12 protein-coding genes and 1 other annotated feature are annotated in these 17,698 nt (G+C 51.3%); of the genes, 8 read left to right on the top strand and 4 right to left on the bottom strand.

The window, feature by feature from the left end:
• Positions 1–32 precede the first annotated feature (32 nt).
• From ACX93W_RS09815 to ACX93W_RS09785, 7 genes are all read left to right on the top strand, one after another.
• Entirely contained in the window at positions 33–311 is a 279-nt protein-coding gene (locus tag ACX93W_RS09815; protein WP_459392187.1) for a hypothetical protein, read from the top strand.
• 42 nt (positions 312–353) lie between these two features.
• Entirely contained in the window at positions 354–2,123 is a 1,770-nt protein-coding gene (locus ACX93W_RS09810; RefSeq protein ID WP_459392186.1) for a type 2 periplasmic-binding domain-containing protein, read from the top strand.
• Between the two features lie 87 nt (positions 2,124–2,210).
• Positions 2,211–3,104, top strand: a complete 894-nt coding sequence (locus tag ACX93W_RS09805) for an ABC transporter permease (RefSeq protein WP_459392368.1) — start codon at positions 2,211–2,213, stop codon at positions 3,102–3,104.
• A 12-nt stretch (positions 3,105–3,116) separates the two neighbouring features.
• Positions 3,117–3,995: a carbohydrate ABC transporter permease gene (locus tag ACX93W_RS09800; RefSeq protein ID WP_459392185.1), complete on the top strand. Its 879-nt coding sequence runs from the start codon at positions 3,117–3,119 to the stop codon at positions 3,993–3,995.
• Between the two features lie 121 nt (positions 3,996–4,116).
• Positions 4,117–4,364: a binding site (T-box leader), on the top strand.
• Positions 4,365–4,480: 116 nt separating this feature from the next.
• Positions 4,481–5,515 (top strand): phenylalanine--tRNA ligase subunit alpha, encoded by a 1,035-nt coding sequence (gene pheS, locus ACX93W_RS09795; RefSeq protein ID WP_459392184.1) that lies wholly within the window; start codon positions 4,481–4,483, stop codon positions 5,513–5,515.
• Between the two features lie 24 nt (positions 5,516–5,539).
• Positions 5,540–7,981: a phenylalanine--tRNA ligase subunit beta gene (gene pheT / locus ACX93W_RS09790; RefSeq protein WP_459392183.1), complete on the top strand. Its 2,442-nt coding sequence runs from the start codon at positions 5,540–5,542 to the stop codon at positions 7,979–7,981.
• Positions 7,982–8,092: 111 nt separating this feature from the next.
• The gene (locus ACX93W_RS09785) at positions 8,093–11,416 is read left to right on the top strand and encodes a hypothetical protein (RefSeq protein WP_459392182.1); all 3,324 of its coding nucleotides are present in this window, start codon (positions 8,093–8,095) and stop codon (positions 11,414–11,416) included.
• 100 nt (positions 11,417–11,516) lie between these two features.
• On the opposite strand, the gene ACX93W_RS09780 is transcribed toward ACX93W_RS09785, so the two are convergent.
• The 4 genes from ACX93W_RS09780 to ACX93W_RS09765 form a co-directional block, all read right to left on the bottom strand.
• Positions 11,517–12,272 carry a methyl-accepting chemotaxis protein gene (locus ACX93W_RS09780; protein WP_459392181.1) on the bottom strand — a complete coding sequence of 252 codons (756 nt, stop codon included), beginning with the start codon at positions 12,270–12,272 and terminating at the stop codon, positions 11,517–11,519.
• 213 nt (positions 12,273–12,485) lie between these two features.
• Positions 12,486–13,457, bottom strand: a complete 972-nt coding sequence (locus ACX93W_RS09775) for an ABC transporter substrate-binding protein (RefSeq protein WP_459392180.1) — start codon at positions 13,455–13,457, stop codon at positions 12,486–12,488.
• Between the two features lie 93 nt (positions 13,458–13,550).
• A complete protein-coding gene (locus tag ACX93W_RS09770) occupies positions 13,551–14,519 on the bottom strand; it encodes a permease prefix domain 1-containing protein (RefSeq protein WP_459392179.1) in 969 nt (322 codons plus the stop codon).
• Positions 14,520–14,527: 8 nt separating this feature from the next.
• On the bottom strand, positions 14,528–14,851 hold the full coding sequence (locus ACX93W_RS09765; protein WP_459392178.1) for a PadR family transcriptional regulator: 324 nt from the start codon (positions 14,849–14,851) through the stop codon (positions 14,528–14,530).
• A 182-nt stretch (positions 14,852–15,033) separates the two neighbouring features.
• Between ACX93W_RS09765 and ACX93W_RS09760 the strand changes: the two genes are divergently transcribed.
• Complete coding sequence (locus tag ACX93W_RS09760; protein WP_459392177.1) at positions 15,034–17,637, top strand: cadherin-like beta sandwich domain-containing protein; 2,604 nt, start codon at positions 15,034–15,036, stop codon at positions 17,635–17,637.
• Positions 17,638–17,698: the final 61 nt, after the last annotated feature.

Genomic DNA, 17,698 nt, shown 5'->3' with positions numbered 1-17,698 from the left:
TAACCAATCGCAGGATGAATGGAATGGGCGAGATGTTGGAGCAGGACATGCTGCTTTCCATCGGAGCGCGTCATCCAGAAATAAGCCTGCTGGAGCGCGCAGGTAATGAATTGCGAAATGGCGGCACAACGACTTGCTGCTTGAGAATACACGACAAAAAAAGACATGGTTTAGACTCATGGGATGGATTTTCCGCCCCGTTAGTCCGGGCCATGTTTTTTTATTGCCGTCATATGCATGAATTCGACGTTTTCTCTTCTATAAAAATGGAAAACTTCTATATTTGGGAAGCGGCCGGACTACTAGAATAAAAAGTAAGCAAGGCAGCTCATTGAAGAAGGGGAGACAAATGAATGCATGTGAGAGCGCGTAAAGAAATGGCGGCATTGCTTGCTGCGATTATGTTGGGGGTATCGGCTTTGGCCGGATGTTCAACTGATAAGGACGGGAACAACGGCGAAACCGTCACGAAACCTGCAGCAACGGCTCAAGGGGAGGACGGTAAGCCGGTATGGGATTTCAAATACGATCCGCCCGTCACGATCACAACCGCGATTATAGACGAAGATCGTCCCAATGCTTTTAAGCCCGGAGAATCGCTGGAAGACAATATTCATACCCGCTGGATGAAGGAAAACCTCGGCATTATTACAAAATTCAGCTGGACCGTGGGCAAGCCGGAGGATTATCAAACGAAGCTTCAATTGGCATTGGCTACAAAAGAAAAGCTGCCGGATACCTTCTATGCGGATGGCGATGTGCTCCAGAACCTGATTACGGCCGATAAGCTGATGCCGCTGAATGATGCGATTGAGAAATATGCATCCCCGACGCTGAAGGCGGTTTTTGAAGCAAGGCCTTACGTGCTTGGAGAAGTGACGAGGGACGGCAAGGTGTACGGCATTCCTCGCTTTTTCATGGGAGACGAAGGAAGCGTCATGTGGATCCGCAAGGATTGGCTGGACAAATTATCGCTGCAGCCGCCCAAAACCATCGCGGAGCTGGAGAACGTGCTGAAGGCATTTACGGAACAGGATCCAAACGGAAACAACAAGGCCGACGAATTTGGATTGGCCGTGCCGCTTAAGGAAGGCCCCTGGACCTGGATGGGACAAACGGACGCAATCTTTGGCGCTTACACCAAGCATATGATCCACACAAACGATATTACCTCCTACTGGAACGAAGATGAAAATGGCAACCTGATATACGGCGCGATCCATCCGGACGCCAAAATGTATCTGGAAACGATGCGTTCCTGGATGAGCAAAGGCTATATCGACAGCGAAGCCGGCATTAAGGATCCTACAAAAGCTTCCGAGTTTGCCGTGTCCGGCAGAGCGGGCGTCATGTTTGGCCCTTATTGGATGGGCGCTTGGCCTTTGGGGGATACGACGCAGATTGATCCCAATGCCGTTTGGCAGGCTTATCCGCTTCCAGCCGGACCGGACGGAGAGGTCAGACTCGCGCAGAAAACGCTCTATGGCGGCGCATTGGTCTTTAGCAAAGACTTCGAGAACATTGAAGTTTGGTTCAACTATTACAACAAAGTTTTGGCTAAGGCTGCGGGACCGGATGATCCGTTCTATGACCCTCGCTTCAAGGACGGCTTCCATGAAGGATACGATTATGTGGAATACAACGGCAAAATTTACACAGGCAATTACGAGGAAGCGGGCGTGCCAAGCGAAAAATGGCCGTTATCGGACGGCAACAACCTGGATATGCGCTGGATCATCAGTCCGTTATTCGGCACCAATACCCCTCAGGTGCCTTATATGAATACGGATGCGATCAATAAATTCGTCGCGGATCCAAACGCGGAGGCTTCAACGCCGATTGAAGCATCGGTAAAAGCCCTTAACCTGGCGCAGCTTCAAGGCGCCGGCGTCAATGTCTCGCAGCGGGATAAGGAAATTCCGAATCTGTTCACGGGCCCAAGAACGCCAATGATGAAGAAAAACGGGGAGTTCCTGCAAAAGCTGGCGACGGAAAGTTACCTCAAAATCATCTATGGCGAAGAGCCGCTGGACTATTTTGATGAATTCGTCAAGCAATGGAACAAAAACGGCGGCGAACAAATCACAAAAGAAGTGAACGAATGGTACCAATCCAACAAGTAACGGCATACTAATTCGAAAGGGGGAGGAGCCGGCATGACAGAAGCCGAATCCGCTCCCTTTTTTACGCGAAATGGATGGTGGACGAGAATGAGAAAATACTGGACCAAAACATGGCCTTTTCATATTTTGCTGCTGCCCGCGGCGTTGATGATTCTGATATTCAATTATATCCCGATGCTCGGCGTGGTGATGGCTTTCCAGGATTATCAGCCGTGGCTTGGCATTACGAATTCCGAATGGGTGGGATTGGATCACTTCAGCTTTTTGTTCTCCTATCCCGACAGCAAGCAAGTCATTGTAAACACGTTGATTATCGCCGGCATGAAATTGATTTCCGGGTTGATCGTTCCTATTCTATTCGCGCTTCTTTTGAATGAAATCCGGCTAATGGCGGTTAAACGCGTCATTCAAACGATGGTTTACCTGCCGCATTTTATATCCTGGGTCGTGCTTGGCGGTATTTTGATCGATATTTTGAGTACGGAAGGGATTGCGAACCGGCTGCTCAACGTATTTGGCCAAAGCTCGATTTTTTTCCTCGGAAATGGCAACTGGTTTCGCTTTACGCTGATCGTCAGCGACGTGTGGAAGGAGTTCGGGTTTTCGGCAATCATTTTTCTGGCGGCGTTAAGCAATATCAATCCTACGCTGTACGAAGCGGCAGAGATCGACGGGGCAAACAAATGGCAGCAGGTGTTGTATGTGACGCTGCCTTCTATTCTGCCAATCATTATTGTTGTTGCTACCCTTTCGCTGGGGCGCATTCTGGATGGAGGCTTCGACCAAATCCTGAACCTGTACAACCCGCTTGTTTACAGCAAAGGAGACATCATTGACACCTTTGTATATCGGGTAGGCTTAACCAAAGGGGAATTCAGCTTTGGCACGGCGGTTGGACTGTTTAAATCGGTGGTCGGGTTTGCTTTGATCGTATTCAGCTATCGCATGGCTTACAAGCTTGCAAATTACAGGATATTTTAGGAGTGTCGGACAATGAGATACCGGTCTGCAAACTATACAATTTTTACTGCATGTAATTATATTTTTCTGATTGCGCTGGGAATACTGTGTCTTTTGCCCATCATGCACATGTTTGCTGTCTCATTCAGCTCGCGGGCTGCCGCAACGGCGAATATCGTCAACTTCTGGCCCATCGGTTGGACATCGGAGGCGTATACGACTACTTTGGGAAATGCCGCTTTTTTGAAATCGTTGTGGATCGCGGTTCAACGAACCGTGTTTGGAACGGCGCTTTCCATGCTGCTGATCACGATGGGGGCTTACAGCCTGTCCAGAAGCAGCGAGAAGTTTCCCGGCCGCACGGTGTATACGTGGTATTTTGTCTTTACCATGTTGTTTAACGGCGGGTTGGTGCCTACGTATTTCCTGGTCAGCAACCTCAATTTGATGGACACGTTATGGGCATTGATCCTGCCGACGGCGGTCAACGTATGGAACATGATTCTGATGCTGAATTTTTTCCGTTCGCTGCCGAAGGAACTGGAGGATGCGGCGCTAATTGACGGAGCGGGACATTTTACGGTGCTGTGGAGGGTTTATTTTCCCATTTCTATGCCGGCCGTTGCAACGTTGTCTCTGTTCGCCATGGTGTTTCACTGGAATTCGTGGTTCGACGGCGTCATTTATATGAACAGTAAAGACAATTATCCGTTAGCTTCCTTCTTGCATGCGATGGTTGTATCCAACAATTTGACACAGCTTGGCATGAGCGCGCAGGACGTAGCCAACATTTCCAATCGTACTGTTAAAGCGGCCCAGCTGTTTATTGGATCGCTCCCCATTTTGCTGGTCTATCCGTTTCTGCAGAAGTATTTTGTAAAAGGAATTGTACTGGGTTCGGTGAAGGAGTAGCACCAAACAAAACTATGATTCATTGGCACAATCGGCATGCAGGCAAAAACAATGTATGGTTATGCCTTGCATGCCACATCGATTTTGCATATAATAATGGGTATTATGGAAGCTTGATAGCTGAAATGCAGTGATGGAGAAGAGTAGCCAGTGCTTTTGCACAGGGAGGGATTGCCGAAGATTGAGAGCATTCCCGCAGAATCAGGCTGGTGAAGTTCGCTCCGGAGCACGCTCCTGAAACGCCGAGAGGTCGGCGCGGGTAGGGAAACGCGGTTGCCCCCGTTATCGGGCTTGTGAGGACAGCTTGTTCGGCGTCGACCCGTCTTGCTGTTGAAATCAGGGTGGTACCACGGTTCTTCCGTCCCTTTTGGGGAGGAAGGACCTTTTTTTGTGTTTTTTAGAGGTTGTTCAGTGCTGAAAACTGTGCTTTTGAACCTCGTGTTTTAAGAAGTTGATTACTTAAGTGAAAAACGGAGGCGTTTGGGATGAAAGAAAGGCTGGAGGAGCTGCGCGGCGAAGCGCTGCGCGAGCTTCAAGTAGTGGAATCGCAAGGCGCGCTTAACGATCTGCGCGTCAAATATTTGGGCAAAAAGGGAGCGTTGACGGAAATTCTTCGCGGCATGGGCTCGCTTAGCGCGGAGGAGCGCCCCGTCATTGGCGGCGTGGCAAACGATGTCCGCGCTGCAATCGAAACCGTAATCGAAGAAAAGCAGGTTGCTTTTCAAGAGGCGGAAACAAACCGCAGACTTATGGCTGAAACGCTTGATGTTACCCTGCCCGGCAGGGCGCTGCCAACAGGCGCGATCCATCCCTTGAACCAAGTGGCGCAAGAGATCGAAGACGTGTTTGTGGGACTTGGCTACAGCATTGCGGAAGGCCCCGAGGTAGAAAGCGATTATTACAATTTTGAAGCGCTGAATTTGCCCAAAAACCATCCCGCGCGCGATATGCAGGATTCCTTCTACGTTACGGAAGACATTCTGATGCGTACGCATACTTCCCCGGTTCAGGTCCGCACGATGCAGGCCAAAAAAGGCGAATCGCCGATTAAGGTCATTTGCCCCGGCAAGGTGTACAGAAGGGACGATGACGACGCGACCCACTCCTTCCAGTTCAACCAGATTGAAGGGCTTGTGGTAGGCAAGGGCATTCGGATGAGCGACTTGAAGGGAACCTTATTGCAGTTCGTTCAGCAAATGTTTGGCTCTCAGGCTCAAATCCGCCTTCGTCCAAGCTTTTTCCCGTTCACGGAGCCAAGCGCCGAGGTTGACGTAACATGTGTGCAATGCGGCGGCCGTGGCTGCCGGATGTGTAAGGGAACAGGCTGGCTGGAAATTCTCGGCTGCGGCATGGTGCATCCGCGCGTTTTGGAAATGGGCGGTTACGATCCCGAGGAGGTTACCGGCTTTGCTTTCGGCATGGGGGTTGAGCGTATCGCCCTGCTGAAATACGGCATTGACGATATCCGCCATTTCTACAGCAACGATCTGCGGTTCCTTGGCCAATTCGCGAGAATGTGACGAGAAGAGAAGGGAAGAAGACAAATGAAAGTATCCTATCAATGGCTTAATGATTATATATCGCTGGAAGGTCTTCCGGCTGAAGAGCTTGCGGAAAAAATGACGCGAGGCGGCATTGAAATCGATGGCGTGGAGAATCTCAACAAAGGCGTTACCGGCGTAGTTGTCGGCTACGTCAAGTCCAAGGAGCGCCATCCCGACGCAGATAAGCTGAATGTGTGCAAAGTGGACGTTGGCACTGGCGAAGAGCTGCAAATCGTGTGCGGCGCAAAAAATGTGGACGCCGGTCAGCTTGTTCCGGTAGCCGTAATCGGCGCCGTTCTGCCGGGCGATTTCAAGATCAAACGCGCCAAGCTGCGCGGCGTGGAGTCGCAAGGCATGATCTGCTCCGCCAAGGAGCTGGGGCTGAACGACAAGCTGCTGCCAAAGGAGCAGCAGGAAGGCATTCTGGTTCTGCCGGCGGGTACGGCAATCGGAACTTCGATCGGCGAGGTGCTGGGTCTTGACGACGAGGTGCTGGAGCTGGATTTGACGCCTAACCGTTCCGACTGCCTCAGCATGCTGGGTACGGCATACGAGGTTGCGGCCTTGACGGGCCGCGAGGTGAAGCTGCCCGACAATTCCGTTCTCCATGCGGCAATTAAAGGTGATGAATATGTATCCGTTGACGTGCAGGCAACTGAACAATGCCATCATTACTCCGCTCGTTACATCAAAGGCGTAAAGATCGGAGAATCTCCGCTTTGGCTGAAAAACCGGTTGATGGCAGCGGGAATCCGCCCGATCAATAATGTCGTGGACGTAACCAACTACGTCATGCTGGAATACGGCCAGCCGCTGCACGCCTTCGACGCGGACAAAATTCCGGGCGGCAATATCGTGATCCGTTTGGCGCGCGAAGGCGAAACGCTGATTACGCTGGATGAGCAGGAGCGCCGCCTGGAGCCCCATATGCTGGTTATTGCCGACGGCAGTTCGCCGATTGCGCTGGCTGGCGTAATGGGCGGAGCAAGCACCGAGGTGACGGCAGATACCGTTAACCTGATCCTGGAATCCGCTTGTTTCGACGGCGGCGTCGTTCGCAAGACGTCCCGTCAGTTGGGCCTCCGCTCGGAATCCAGCATTCGTTTCGAAAAAGAAGTGGATCACTCGGCTGTTGTTCCCGCACTGAATCGCGCAGCGGCGCTTATTGCGGATTTGGCTGACGGCTTAGTGGCCGATGGCGTGGTGGAATCTTCCCAGCGCCAGCCGGAGCCAACTGAAATCAAGGTGTCGCTTGAGCGCATCAACAATTATTTGGGCACCGCGTTGTCGAGCCTTGAAGTCCGCACCATTTTGGCCCGCCTTCAGTTCTCGTACGAAATGGACAATAACGATGTTTTTGCCATAACAGTTCCGGCCCGCCGCGGCGAAATTTCAAGAGATGTGGACATTATTGAAGAGGTAGCCCGTCTGCATGGTTATGACAACATCCCGACAACCCTGATTCACGGCGACGTGACGCCTGGCGCTTTGACCAAGCCGCAAGCCATCCGGCGAGAGCTTCGAAAACGCCTGTCGGACTCCGGCCTGCATGAAGTGATCAGCTATTCCTTCACCAGCCCGGCCCGCACGGTATTGTTCCCGGCATTGACGAGGGATGCCAAACATGTGAAGCTTTCGATGCCAATGAGCGAGGAGCGCAGCGTTTTGCGTACGACGCTGATTGCGCAATTGCTGGAGACGGCAGTTTATAACCGCAACCGCAGGAATGAAACGGCGGCATTATTCGAAATCGGCAGCGTCTTCCACAGCGAGGAAGAGACGTTGACCAAGCTTCCTCAAGAGAAGCACCGGTTTGCCGCGCTGTTGACGGGCAACCGCAAGCAACAGGCATGGAACGAAGGGGCTTCCGCCTATGACTTTTTTGATGCAAAAGGGATTGTTGAAACGCTGCTATCCGTGCTTGGCCTCTCATCCAAAGCGACCTATACAGCCGCGCAGCCGGAGCATTTCCATCCTGGGCGCACGGCAGCCGTAACGCTTGAGACAGCCGCTGGCCCGCTGGTGATCGGTTATGTCGGACAGCTGCATCCTGCAAAGCAGGTGGAGTGGGATTTGGCAGACACGTACCTGGTCGAGCTTGACCTGGCTCCGATCTACGAGCTGGCTGACGGCCATCTGGTCTACAAGCCGCTTCCTCGCTTCCCGGGCATTGAGCGGGATATCGCCGTCGTTGTGGACGGGGCCGTTGCTTCCGCCGATTTGACGGCTGTTGTACGGGAGAAAGCGGGCGAGCTGCTGGAGGCGGTTTCCGTGTTTGACGTATACACGGGCGAGCGGCTTGGAGAGGGCAAAAAAAGCATCGCGATGTCGCTCTTGTACCGCCATGCCGAACGTACGTTGACGGATGAAGAAGTGACCAGCCTGCATGCCTTGGTTGTCCAGCAATTGGAACAATCTTTTGGCGCGGAATTGCGCAAGTAGGCAGGAAACCTTGCAAGCCGCATCGAATTAGTTCTTAGGTGAACGTCGATGCGGCTTTTTTTTGCTGCGAGCTTGGCGGTATCAGCCAAATGATAGGGGGATACGACACACGTGGATGCGGAGCAAACCGTTGTAACCGTTGATATATATGGAGTTCAGTATAAATTGAAAGGGCATTCCAGCGTCGACTATGTCAAAAGAGTAGCCACCGCCATTGACGAAAGCATGCGAAAGCTTGCGATTAACAACCCTCGTCTGGACATGCCAAAGCTTGCTGTATTGTGTGCGGTGCAAATTACGGAAGAGGTTTTCCAGCTTCGCAGAGAAACGTTGCGGCTGCAGCAGGAGGAAGCCAAGCTGGCGGAAACGGCTCGGCTGCTGGATGAAGCCAGACAAAAGGAAGCCGAACTGGCTGCGGCTTTAGTAGAACAAGCCGGAGAAGCTCAATCCAAGCTGGCGCGGGAGCTCCAATTGGCAGAGCAGAAGCAGCAGGAACTTGAGGGGATATGGGAAGAGAAGCTGCGCCAGGGGCTGGAAGCTGCGGCTGACGCTGCGGCAGAAGCTTCGCGTCTTCAGCAGGAAGCTTCGGATTCGCTGATTCAAGGCCATGAGGAAACGCTTCGGACACTCCGTCAGGAGCAAGAGCAAGCGATCGCCAGAACCCGCGAGGTTATGATTTTTGAGAAAAAGACGGAGCTTGTCCAGTTAAAAAGCAAACTGGAGACGGAGCTTGCCAAACAGGAGGCGGAACGGGAGCGGCTTATCGCCCAATTGACCGCTGAAAAGGATGAAGTAATTCAAGGGCTGGAGGCGCAGCTTGCAAGTGCCGCGGAATCTGCTCTTTTGCAGAAGGAAGTGGAGCTTGAGGCTGCTGAAAACGCACGTAAAGCCGAGGTTGAGGCCTTAAAGGCCGCAGCGGCAAAAGAGCTGGAAGCGCTAAGGGCCGCGAAGGAGCAGGCAGAGGCGTCATGGCTGAAGGAGCGCGACGAGGCGCTTGAGCTTGCCGCGGACTTGGAACGCCGCAGCATGGAGACGGAAGCAAGCCTGCGGGGCGAGCTGACGGAGCTGGAGCGCCGAAGCGCCGAGCTGGAAGCAGAACACCAGCGCGAGCTGACGGAGCGTGCGGCCGCTGAGAAACTGGAGAATGAACAAGGCCTTGCGGCACTCCGGGAAGAGCATCAAGCAAAGATTGACGAGCTTGAGCGGGTCTGGAAGGAAAAGCTGGAGCAGCTTGACGGAGAATGGACAGCGGTTGCTTCAGCGGAACGGGAAGAGCTGGAGCGCAGAAACGGAGAGCTGGAAACCTCGTTGAAGGAGGAACTTGCTCGCCTTGAAACCGACATGAAAGCTGATCTGGAGCGCAGACGCAACAGCTGGCAGGAAGAACGGAGCAAGCTGCTTGCCCGCCAGGAACAGCTGGAATCTGCTGTTGCCGCAATTACCGGGGATAAAGACAAGCTTTTGGAAGAAACGCTGGCCGAGCGGGAAACGCAAGAAGCGGAACGGAATGCCGAAAGAGAAGCTTGGGAGGCAAAGCTCCTTGCGGAAAAAGAGGCTTCAGAAGCACGGCTTGAGGAAGCGCTGGAGGCTCAAAGAGCAGCTTTGGAAGCACAGCGTGAAGAAGCCTTGGCGGCAGAAAGAGCAGCCTCGGAAGCACAACGCGAAGAGGCTTTGGCCGCTGAACGAGCAGCTATCGAAATCCGCATGCATGATGAATTGGCGGAGCGTGAGCGGCAGTGGAGAGAAGCTAATAGCGGCCTTGAAGCTCAGAAGAAAGCTCAGCTTGAGGAATTGGAAGACCGGAGCCGTAATGAGCTTGCGGCATTGGAAAGCCGCTTGTCTCTGGCGGACGACCAGCTCATTCAAGCTCTGGAGCAGGAGGAAGCGCTTCGCGGCAGCATTGCCGAGCTGCAGCAAGAGCGTGAAAACTGGCAGACGCAGCTGCTTGATGCCAAGCAGCAGGCGGACGAACTCCAAGAAGCCAAATATGCACTGGAGTCCGAGTACGAGCAGCGCAGCCGTCAATTGAGCAATCAGCTTGAAGAGCAAGCGAGCTTGAAAGAGCGTCAGCTGGAAGAACTGCTCCAGCAATTGGCAGCAGCTGAGCAGGAACAGCAACTAGCGAAAGCGCAACTGCAAGCATTTGCTGACAAAGAAGCTGAGCTTGAAAAAGAAATCCAGGAGCATTCCCGATTGTCTGCCGAATATGAAGAATTGCTCAAGCTTCAGGAGACCAGTGAGCATGAGCTTCGTGAGCAATTGCAAGAGCAGTCAGGCAGAGAAGCCGAGCTTCGCAAGCAGCTGCAGGAGCAATCAGACAGAGAAGCCGAGCTTCGCGGTCAACTGCAGGAGCTGTCTGACAGAGAAGCCACGCTACGCGAGCAGCTACAGGAGCGGTCGAGTATGGAAGCTGAGCTTCGCGGTCAACTTCAGGAACTGTCTGACAGAGAAGCCGCGCTACGCGAGCAGCTGCAGGAGCGGTCGAGCAAGGAAGCCGAGCTTCGCGGTCAACTGCAGGAGCTGTCTGACAGAGAAGCCGCGCTTGCGGAGCAATTGCAGTTGCAGCTTCAGCGGGCTCAGGATCTTGAGGACAGGATAGTTCAGTTGGCAGGCAAGGAAGAGGCATATATAGCGGCGCTCGGCAAACACGAGGAAGCGTCAGCAAACCTTCGCGAGAAGCTGGAGCTTTCGGAACTGAGAGAACTCGAGCTTCAGGAAGAGCTTCATGCAAGAGGTCAAAATGAACAAGAGCTGGCGGCAACAGTTGATGAGCTTCGCTCCGTTCGCCGTGAGCTGGAAAAGGCAATGGAGCTATCCGCGATTAAAGAGGAAGAATTGGCCCAGCGTTTGGCTCTGCTGGAAAGCGAAGACAAGCAAAGCGGACAACGCTTTGAGCAGCAGGAGCAGCTGCTTCAGGAGTTGGAGGAGCAAGCGGACCAGCTTCGCGTAAAGGCCGAGCAACTAGCGGCGGAACGCGACGATTACCGCAATCGCGACCGCGAGATGACGGAGCAGCTTGAGCTGATTGCCGCCAGGGAGCGCATTGCATCAGGTCAACTGGCAGCTTTGGTGGAGCGCAGCGAGAAGCTGGAAGCCGAGCTTCAAGCGCGCGAGTCACAATTGCAGGAGCGTGAGTCCGCCATTAAGGAACTGCAGCAGGAACTGGAGCAGCAAGGGATGGAAGGCGATTCGGCCGTTGCAGAAGAAGATTTGAGACATCAGCTGGAACAAGCAATGGATGAAGCCGCTGCTGCAAGTCAGGCGCGGCAGCAATTGCAGGAGCTGCTGGAGGAACGAGATGAATGGCATCGCGCCTTGGAGCAGCGGCGTCAGGAACAAGAAACACTTTCTCAAGAGCATTCCAAACTAAAGATCGAGCATGCCAAGCTTCAATCCGAATTCAATGAGTGGATTGAATTGATCGAGCAAGCTTGACCCGCAAAAGCAGCCTCAGCAAACCGCATTGAAGCGGCAGCTGAGGCTGTTTTTTGTAGAGTTCTTCAATCGGGAGGATTCCGGTCAAAGCGGCCTCCTGTTAAACCTTAAATTTGCTCACTTCGCGAGACAGATGCTCGGCATGCTCCGCTAACTCGGCGGAACGATCGGAAATGCTTTTAATATAATTGAATTGTTCTTGCGTGGAAGAAGCCACTTCTTCCGTTGATGCAGCGCTTTGCTCCAACATGGAGGCAACCTCGGCAATAACATCGGAGATTTTGCCCGCGTTTTTGTCCAGCTCCTTTCTTGCTTGAGATACAGCTTCGATTTGTTGGCTCATCTCGTCAATGGCTGGACGAATCCGTTCAAAGGAAGACTCTCTGTCTTGTCCTGCGCGGGCCGCTTCAATGGCGGCGTTAAGCGCCAAAATATTGGTTTGCGAAGATAAGCCGTAGATAATGCCGGCAACATCTTCAATCCGTTTTGTGTGCTGGCGCATTTCAATGAGCGTCTTATTGATGTCAAGTATGGCGGAGCGGTTTTCTCTCGCAAGATCGATTTGCGTCTGAACCATTTGCAAGCCTTGGTTCATAGCATCGGATGCTTCTTCCATCATTGAAGCGGAATGTTCGACATTGCGATTGATGCCGCTGACGGCTTCGCTCATTTCTGTCAACCGCACCGAACCATCGTTAACGGACTCCGCCTGCGCGCTTGAGCCGATTGCCGATTCGTCCGATGCCAGCGTGATTTGTTCAGCGATGCTCCTGGTGTTCAGGGTATGCTCGTTTAGCTCGCTGGATATGGCCTGTACCTGGCCTGCCGAGGCGCATACTTGAAGGAGATTGAACAAGGGAGAATTCCCATTGGTGGAATTAATCGTGGAAAACCTGCATGCCCAAGGCTGTTACTGTGCCAGAAGCAACAGCTCCGCAATCGGCTATATCGATAAGAAGAGCTGGCATGAAGATGAAGATCGTTTGGGAAAAGGCCTTACATATGTAAAAAAGACCCGTAAGAAAGCACTTTTGTCAAAGTGTATTTCTTTCGGGTCGTTTAATAATGATTATTGACCAAGGAAACCTTCCTTGTAGATGTTCAGCAGGTATTCCAGTGTTGTAGGGTCACTGTAGGACGAAGCTTTGCTTTCGATTTCGATGACTTGATTGTTTTGAACGGCAGGGATGTTTTTCCAAACCTCCGAGTTCAAAATGTCGTTGTCCAAACTCAAATCTCTGCTTACGACAATGAAATCGCCGGAGTATTCCGGTAAAACTTCAAGAGACAAGGAGTAATAACCGGCTTCCGCAGTGTCTTGCTTCACTTTTTCCGGCAAGGTTAGACCCATGGCTTGGTAAAGGATTTCGGTGCCGCGAGCCCAGCTGTCGCCCATGGTGAATACGCTGTTGTCTCCCATTTCAAATACGGAAACGGATACGTCATCACCGTATTTGGCTTTGATCTCCTGGCCAATAGCGGCTGTTCTTGTTTTGAAATCATCGACCCACTTCTGAGCGTCGTCGGTTTTGTTCAACAATTTGCCGATTTCCAGCTGTTGATCCAGATAGTTGAGTTTGCCCCAAGTATACACAACGGTTGGCGCTATTTTGGAAAGCTGGTCGAGGTTTTTCATATGCGAACCCGCAATAATAAGGTCGGGGTTTTGTGCTGCAACGCCTTCAGGATCTTCCTCGGATACAATCGCTACATCTTTAAGCATATCGGTGAAAAGGGGATTTGCGCCTGTCCATTGATCGACGCCTACCAGGGATTGACCCAGCGAAAGCACGTTTGGCGCATTGGTCAAAGCAACGATACGGACTGGTTTGGCCGGGATTTCAACAGGGCCGGTTTCCGATTCGTACGTAACCGTTCCTGAAGCTTCTTCGGAAGCGGGTTGTTCTGCGCTAGGTTCAGGCGAAGCCGACTCTTGCGGCTGAGTTGACGGCTCGTTATTTGCGGAATTGCCGCCGCATGCCGCGACAATGACAGCAAGCAAAATCAGGATGGACAGCGTTAAGATTGATTTTTTTTTCATTTCTCAGTATCTCCCCTTAATGTTGATGCTTCGTACAATGAAAATCATTATCATTGTGAACAAATGTGATTGTAAGTCATATTGGGGAGGATGTCAATGCTCCTTTTGCATGATTCCGTTAACTTTGCTTAACGCCCCGGATAGCACGCCGGTAATTGGAAATACGATCCAAGCTATATGCCAGAGGTTATAAATAAAACCGCCGATCAGAAACGCGATCGTAGCGATTGGCCAGACGATGGCATTGATTGCAGCAACGGCGCGATTTTCTTCTTTTTTTTCCGGCGCAAAATCGTCGGTCTGCAGAACGATGGAATAACTTTCCTTAATATTGCCCCAATAAATGAAGAGAAAAACGGCAACGGCGACAGCCAACAACATGGCGGTTACCCCATACCCAGAGGCATCCTCGTTAATGATCATGGGGACAAATATCAAGACCGGGGAAAAAACGCAAATGACAACGCCTAACGAAATGACCAGCTTGTAAGTTGGCATAAAAGCGGCTTTGCGCTGATTGATCTCATCCCACAAGGCATTGGGCAGTTGGAATTCCCTCTGCATGTATTCTTTGGGTTCGTTTTTGGAGCTATTATAGCCAAACAGGGCAATGCCCGGCACAACGCAAGCAAACAACGCAACCATGCTGATCATAGCTACGCGGGTTTCGCTCAGATTAATAAAACTGCCGCCTTCGCCAAGCAAAATGTTGATCAGCATCATCAGCGCAACGCCGAAAATGATGATCCCAACGCCTAACGCGACGTTGAAGGCCGAACGTCTCCGCATTTGCAAATAATCCTCGACCTCATGCGATGTCAACACGCGCGGCTGAGTCTCCGCGGCAAGCGGCGTCATTTCCAGCTCCTGCATCAATTCGTCAATATTGCCGAATTCGGAGATGACGATGCCAACCGCTTCGTTTTCGCTGCGGCCTTCCGCCTTCAGCTCATTATACTTCTCCTCCATCGTAGCAAGCAGATCCTCTTTGAGCTTCCATGTCTGTGCATTGCGGGGAAGCTGTGCAAACATCGTTTCTAAATAATTGACAAGGGTATTCATAATCCTTATCACTCCCTGATAAATTTATTGACGACTTCTTGCGTCAAACGCCATTCGATGCGCTTTTCCTCATAATACGCGCGGCCCTCTGGCGTAATGCGGTAGTATGTTCTGCGCTTTCCGAACGTTTCGTCCCTGTAAAAAGATACGATATATCCGTTTTTCTCCAGACGTGTAAAAGCGGAATAAAGAGTGGTTTCTTTCATGACATATTTCTCTTCCGAAAGCTGCCTTATATTTTTGGATATTTCGTAACCGTAAGACTCCTGCTCCAGCAGCATATACAGAATCATCGTATCATTGTAACCGCGTATGACATCACTGCTGATCAAACGTTAACCTCCTAATTACTTCGACTGTCGTAGTAATCTGACTATAGCATAATTACTACGACAGGTAAAGTAATTTATCCAGTTGTCATATGACTAACTTGTGACAGGGATCACTACCGGGATTTGGGCTCTCTTTTCTATACTTAAAAAGGAGTGAACGCAGAGTAGGAGGAGAAGATGAAATGTTACATGTTGGAAAAATGGCAAGCAGGTTGAAAATGAAAAAAATAGTGGCGGCGTCATTGGTATTTTTGTTATTAAGCGGTTGCATATCAACCGCAACGATGGTTTCGTTTACTATTCTGGGCGGTACATTAACAACTGATGAACAATTGTATATGAGGTACAACGACGGCCTTGCCGTGACATCCGAAAATCAAACAGGAGCCCAATCCATAGGGCTTGCTAATCCTGATGGCAAAATGATTGTCGGAGCGTATATTTATGATAAGACCAAGGGCGTGAGCTGGGTTCCGCCGCATACTTTTCCTGACTACAGCAGAGTTGAGGTGAACTCGATCCATTCAACCAAACCTGCATCCCCTGCCGCCTATGCGGTTTTGAAGGGAAAGCCGAAGCTGGACCTTTCTGGGAACAATTACGTTACGGCCAGGTTTGCGGTATACGATAGTCAGTTTCAACCGGTAGGCGACAGAACGGAATTATTCTTTTCGACTTCTGACGCCGTTAAGCTGCTGGATACCGCTTCTAATCAATCGACGTCCGAAGTTGCGCAAGGCCTATCCTCATTTACGATGGGCGGAGTTGTTGAATTTAGGTTGAAATCCGATCTGATCGATATTTCCGATCCCGGCAATATTTCCTTGTCAGATATACCTGTAACTCTTTATTCGGGTCCTACGGCAATCCCGGTATCAATTGCTTACCAACTGACCGGGCTGACGACGAGCGAGGGGAACCTTGACAAACCTTTTGAGCCTATGACGTTGTCCTATGATATCCAAGTAGACTATTCGGTGGAAAGCTTGACGATTACACCGGAAGTTGCCGTAAATTCGGCTACTGTCATTTTTATTAATGATGATGATGACGCTCTTGAAGGCGGCACAGCCAGCAATCCCATTATGTTGAAGACGGGCCTCAACAGGATTAACATTTGGGTAGCGGACAGCGATGCTACGAGCAGCCAGACCTATACATTAAATGTCTACAAACAACAAAATCCCAATTTAAAAGCACTGACGCTGTCCGCAGGAACGCTAACTCCTGTTTTTGAACCGGAGAAAGTTGCGTATGCCGTAGAGGTTGCGAACAACGTCACCGAAATAACGGTAACGGCAAGCGCGGCGGACGATGCGTCAACCCTGACCGTTAACGGTGAAACCGTTGGCAGCGGGACAGAGGGCGCATTGCTTCCGCTTAATGTTGGAGATAACCGTATTTCGGTAGTAGTAACAACGCAAGATCAAACGACCAAGACCTATCAGATTTCGGTAACTCGTTTGCAAAGCAGCAATGCGGCTCTGAGCGGACTGGAACTTTCTGCTGGAACGCTTTCACCCGCCTTCACGGCGGATAAACTTGAGTATACGGCGGAAGTTGCCAATAGGGTCGCCGGTTTGACGGTTACGGCAAGGACGGCGGACCATGCGTCAACTCTGACCATTAACGATGAAGCCGTAAGCAGCGGGGCAGAGAGCACATTGATCCCTCTTAGTGTCGGAGACAACCGTATTCCGGTAGTCGTGACAGCGCAAAACGGCAATCAACATACCTATGTCATTCATGTGCGGAGATTGGCTGCAAGCGGCGGCACGACTGTTTATCCAGTCAACAATACAAGCACTCCCATTTCAACAACAAACGGAAAGGTAACGGTTTTGCCGTGGGAAGCTGGCCAGACCAGTTTGGAAAATGGCATCTTTATTTCTATCCCCACAGGCGTTTCCTCACAGCAGTTAAGCGTTGCGATCGAAAAGCATGCAAACCCCGACTTGTTTTCAGTAGAGGGCTACGAACTTCTCAGTCCCCTGTTCCAGTTGACTTTGGATCCGGCAGGCAAGCTATTGAAACCGTTGGCGATAAAACTGCCTGCCGACTTGAAATCGGATAATAATACAAACCCATCCATCTATCGATATGATACGGAACAGAAAGAGTGGACGGCGGTTGATACTGTAATCGAGGGGAATTTTGTTACGGCAAAAGTGGATAGACAAGGTGTGTATGCCGTGCTTCAGACGTCAAAGGAGGTTGACGGCGGCGAATCGGAGGAAACGCCAACTAGCGGGTATTCGGATATAAAAGAGCACTGGGCGGAGGAAGCGGTGAAACGTGCTTCGGAGCTTGGCATTGTTTCGGGCTATACTGATCATTCCTTTATGCCGGAACGTCAGGTAAGCCGAGCGGAGTTCACCATTATGCTAATGAAGGCGATTGGACAGGATGTCCTAGGCGAACCTGTTCGTTTTACGGATCAGGGCCAAATCCCGGAATGGGCAATGGAAAGCATAGCGAAAGCGGTGGCCAAGGGCATTGTGGGAGGTTACGGCGATGGCAGCTTCCAGCCTTCAAAAACGATTTCGCGCGCTGAAATGGCGGTTATGATCGCAAGAGCGCTATCGTTGCCTAATCAGGCTACCGTTTCGGCAGGTTTCGCTGATGATTCCTCTATTCCGGAATGGGCCAAAAGCTCTGTTCATATACTCAAAGAACAAGGCATTCTTTCCGGTCGAGGCGGCAATCGTTTTGATCCGTCTGCATTTACGACCAGAGCGGAGGCCATTACACTGATTCTTCGCTTGCTTGATCAAGCCGAACGTTAAATGAATGAAAAGGCCATTATCTCCGAGAGCGTCCGAGGGATAATGGCCTTTTGATCTTTAG

The sequence above is a fragment of the Paenibacillus sp. CAU 1782 genome (genome assembly GCF_054551715.1).
This window is presented reverse-complemented; position numbering and strand designations above follow the sequence as displayed.

Bases quoted from the DNA above. Each gene is read 5' to 3' on its own strand.
- ACX93W_RS09815 (WP_459392187.1), top strand. From the start codon at position 33: ATGTTGGAGCAGGACATGCTGCTTTCCATCGGAGCGCGTCATCCAGAA.
- ACX93W_RS09810 (WP_459392186.1), top strand. From the start codon at position 354: ATGCATGTGAGAGCGCGTAAAGAAATGGCGGCATTGCTTGCTGCGATT.
- ACX93W_RS09805 (WP_459392368.1), top strand. From the start codon at position 2,211: ATGAGAAAATACTGGACCAAAACATGGCCTTTTCATATTTTGCTGCTG.
- ACX93W_RS09800 (WP_459392185.1), top strand. From the start codon at position 3,117: ATGAGATACCGGTCTGCAAACTATACAATTTTTACTGCATGTAATTAT.
- pheS (WP_459392184.1), top strand. From the start codon at position 4,481: ATGAAAGAAAGGCTGGAGGAGCTGCGCGGCGAAGCGCTGCGCGAGCTT.
- pheT (WP_459392183.1), top strand. From the start codon at position 5,540: ATGAAAGTATCCTATCAATGGCTTAATGATTATATATCGCTGGAAGGT.
- ACX93W_RS09775 (WP_459392180.1), bottom strand. From the start codon at position 13,457: ATGAAAAAAAAATCAATCTTAACGCTGTCCATCCTGATTTTGCTTGCT.
- ACX93W_RS09770 (WP_459392179.1), bottom strand. From the start codon at position 14,519: ATGAATACCCTTGTCAATTATTTAGAAACGATGTTTGCACAGCTTCCC.
- ACX93W_RS09760 (WP_459392177.1), top strand. From the start codon at position 15,034: ATGTTACATGTTGGAAAAATGGCAAGCAGGTTGAAAATGAAAAAAATA.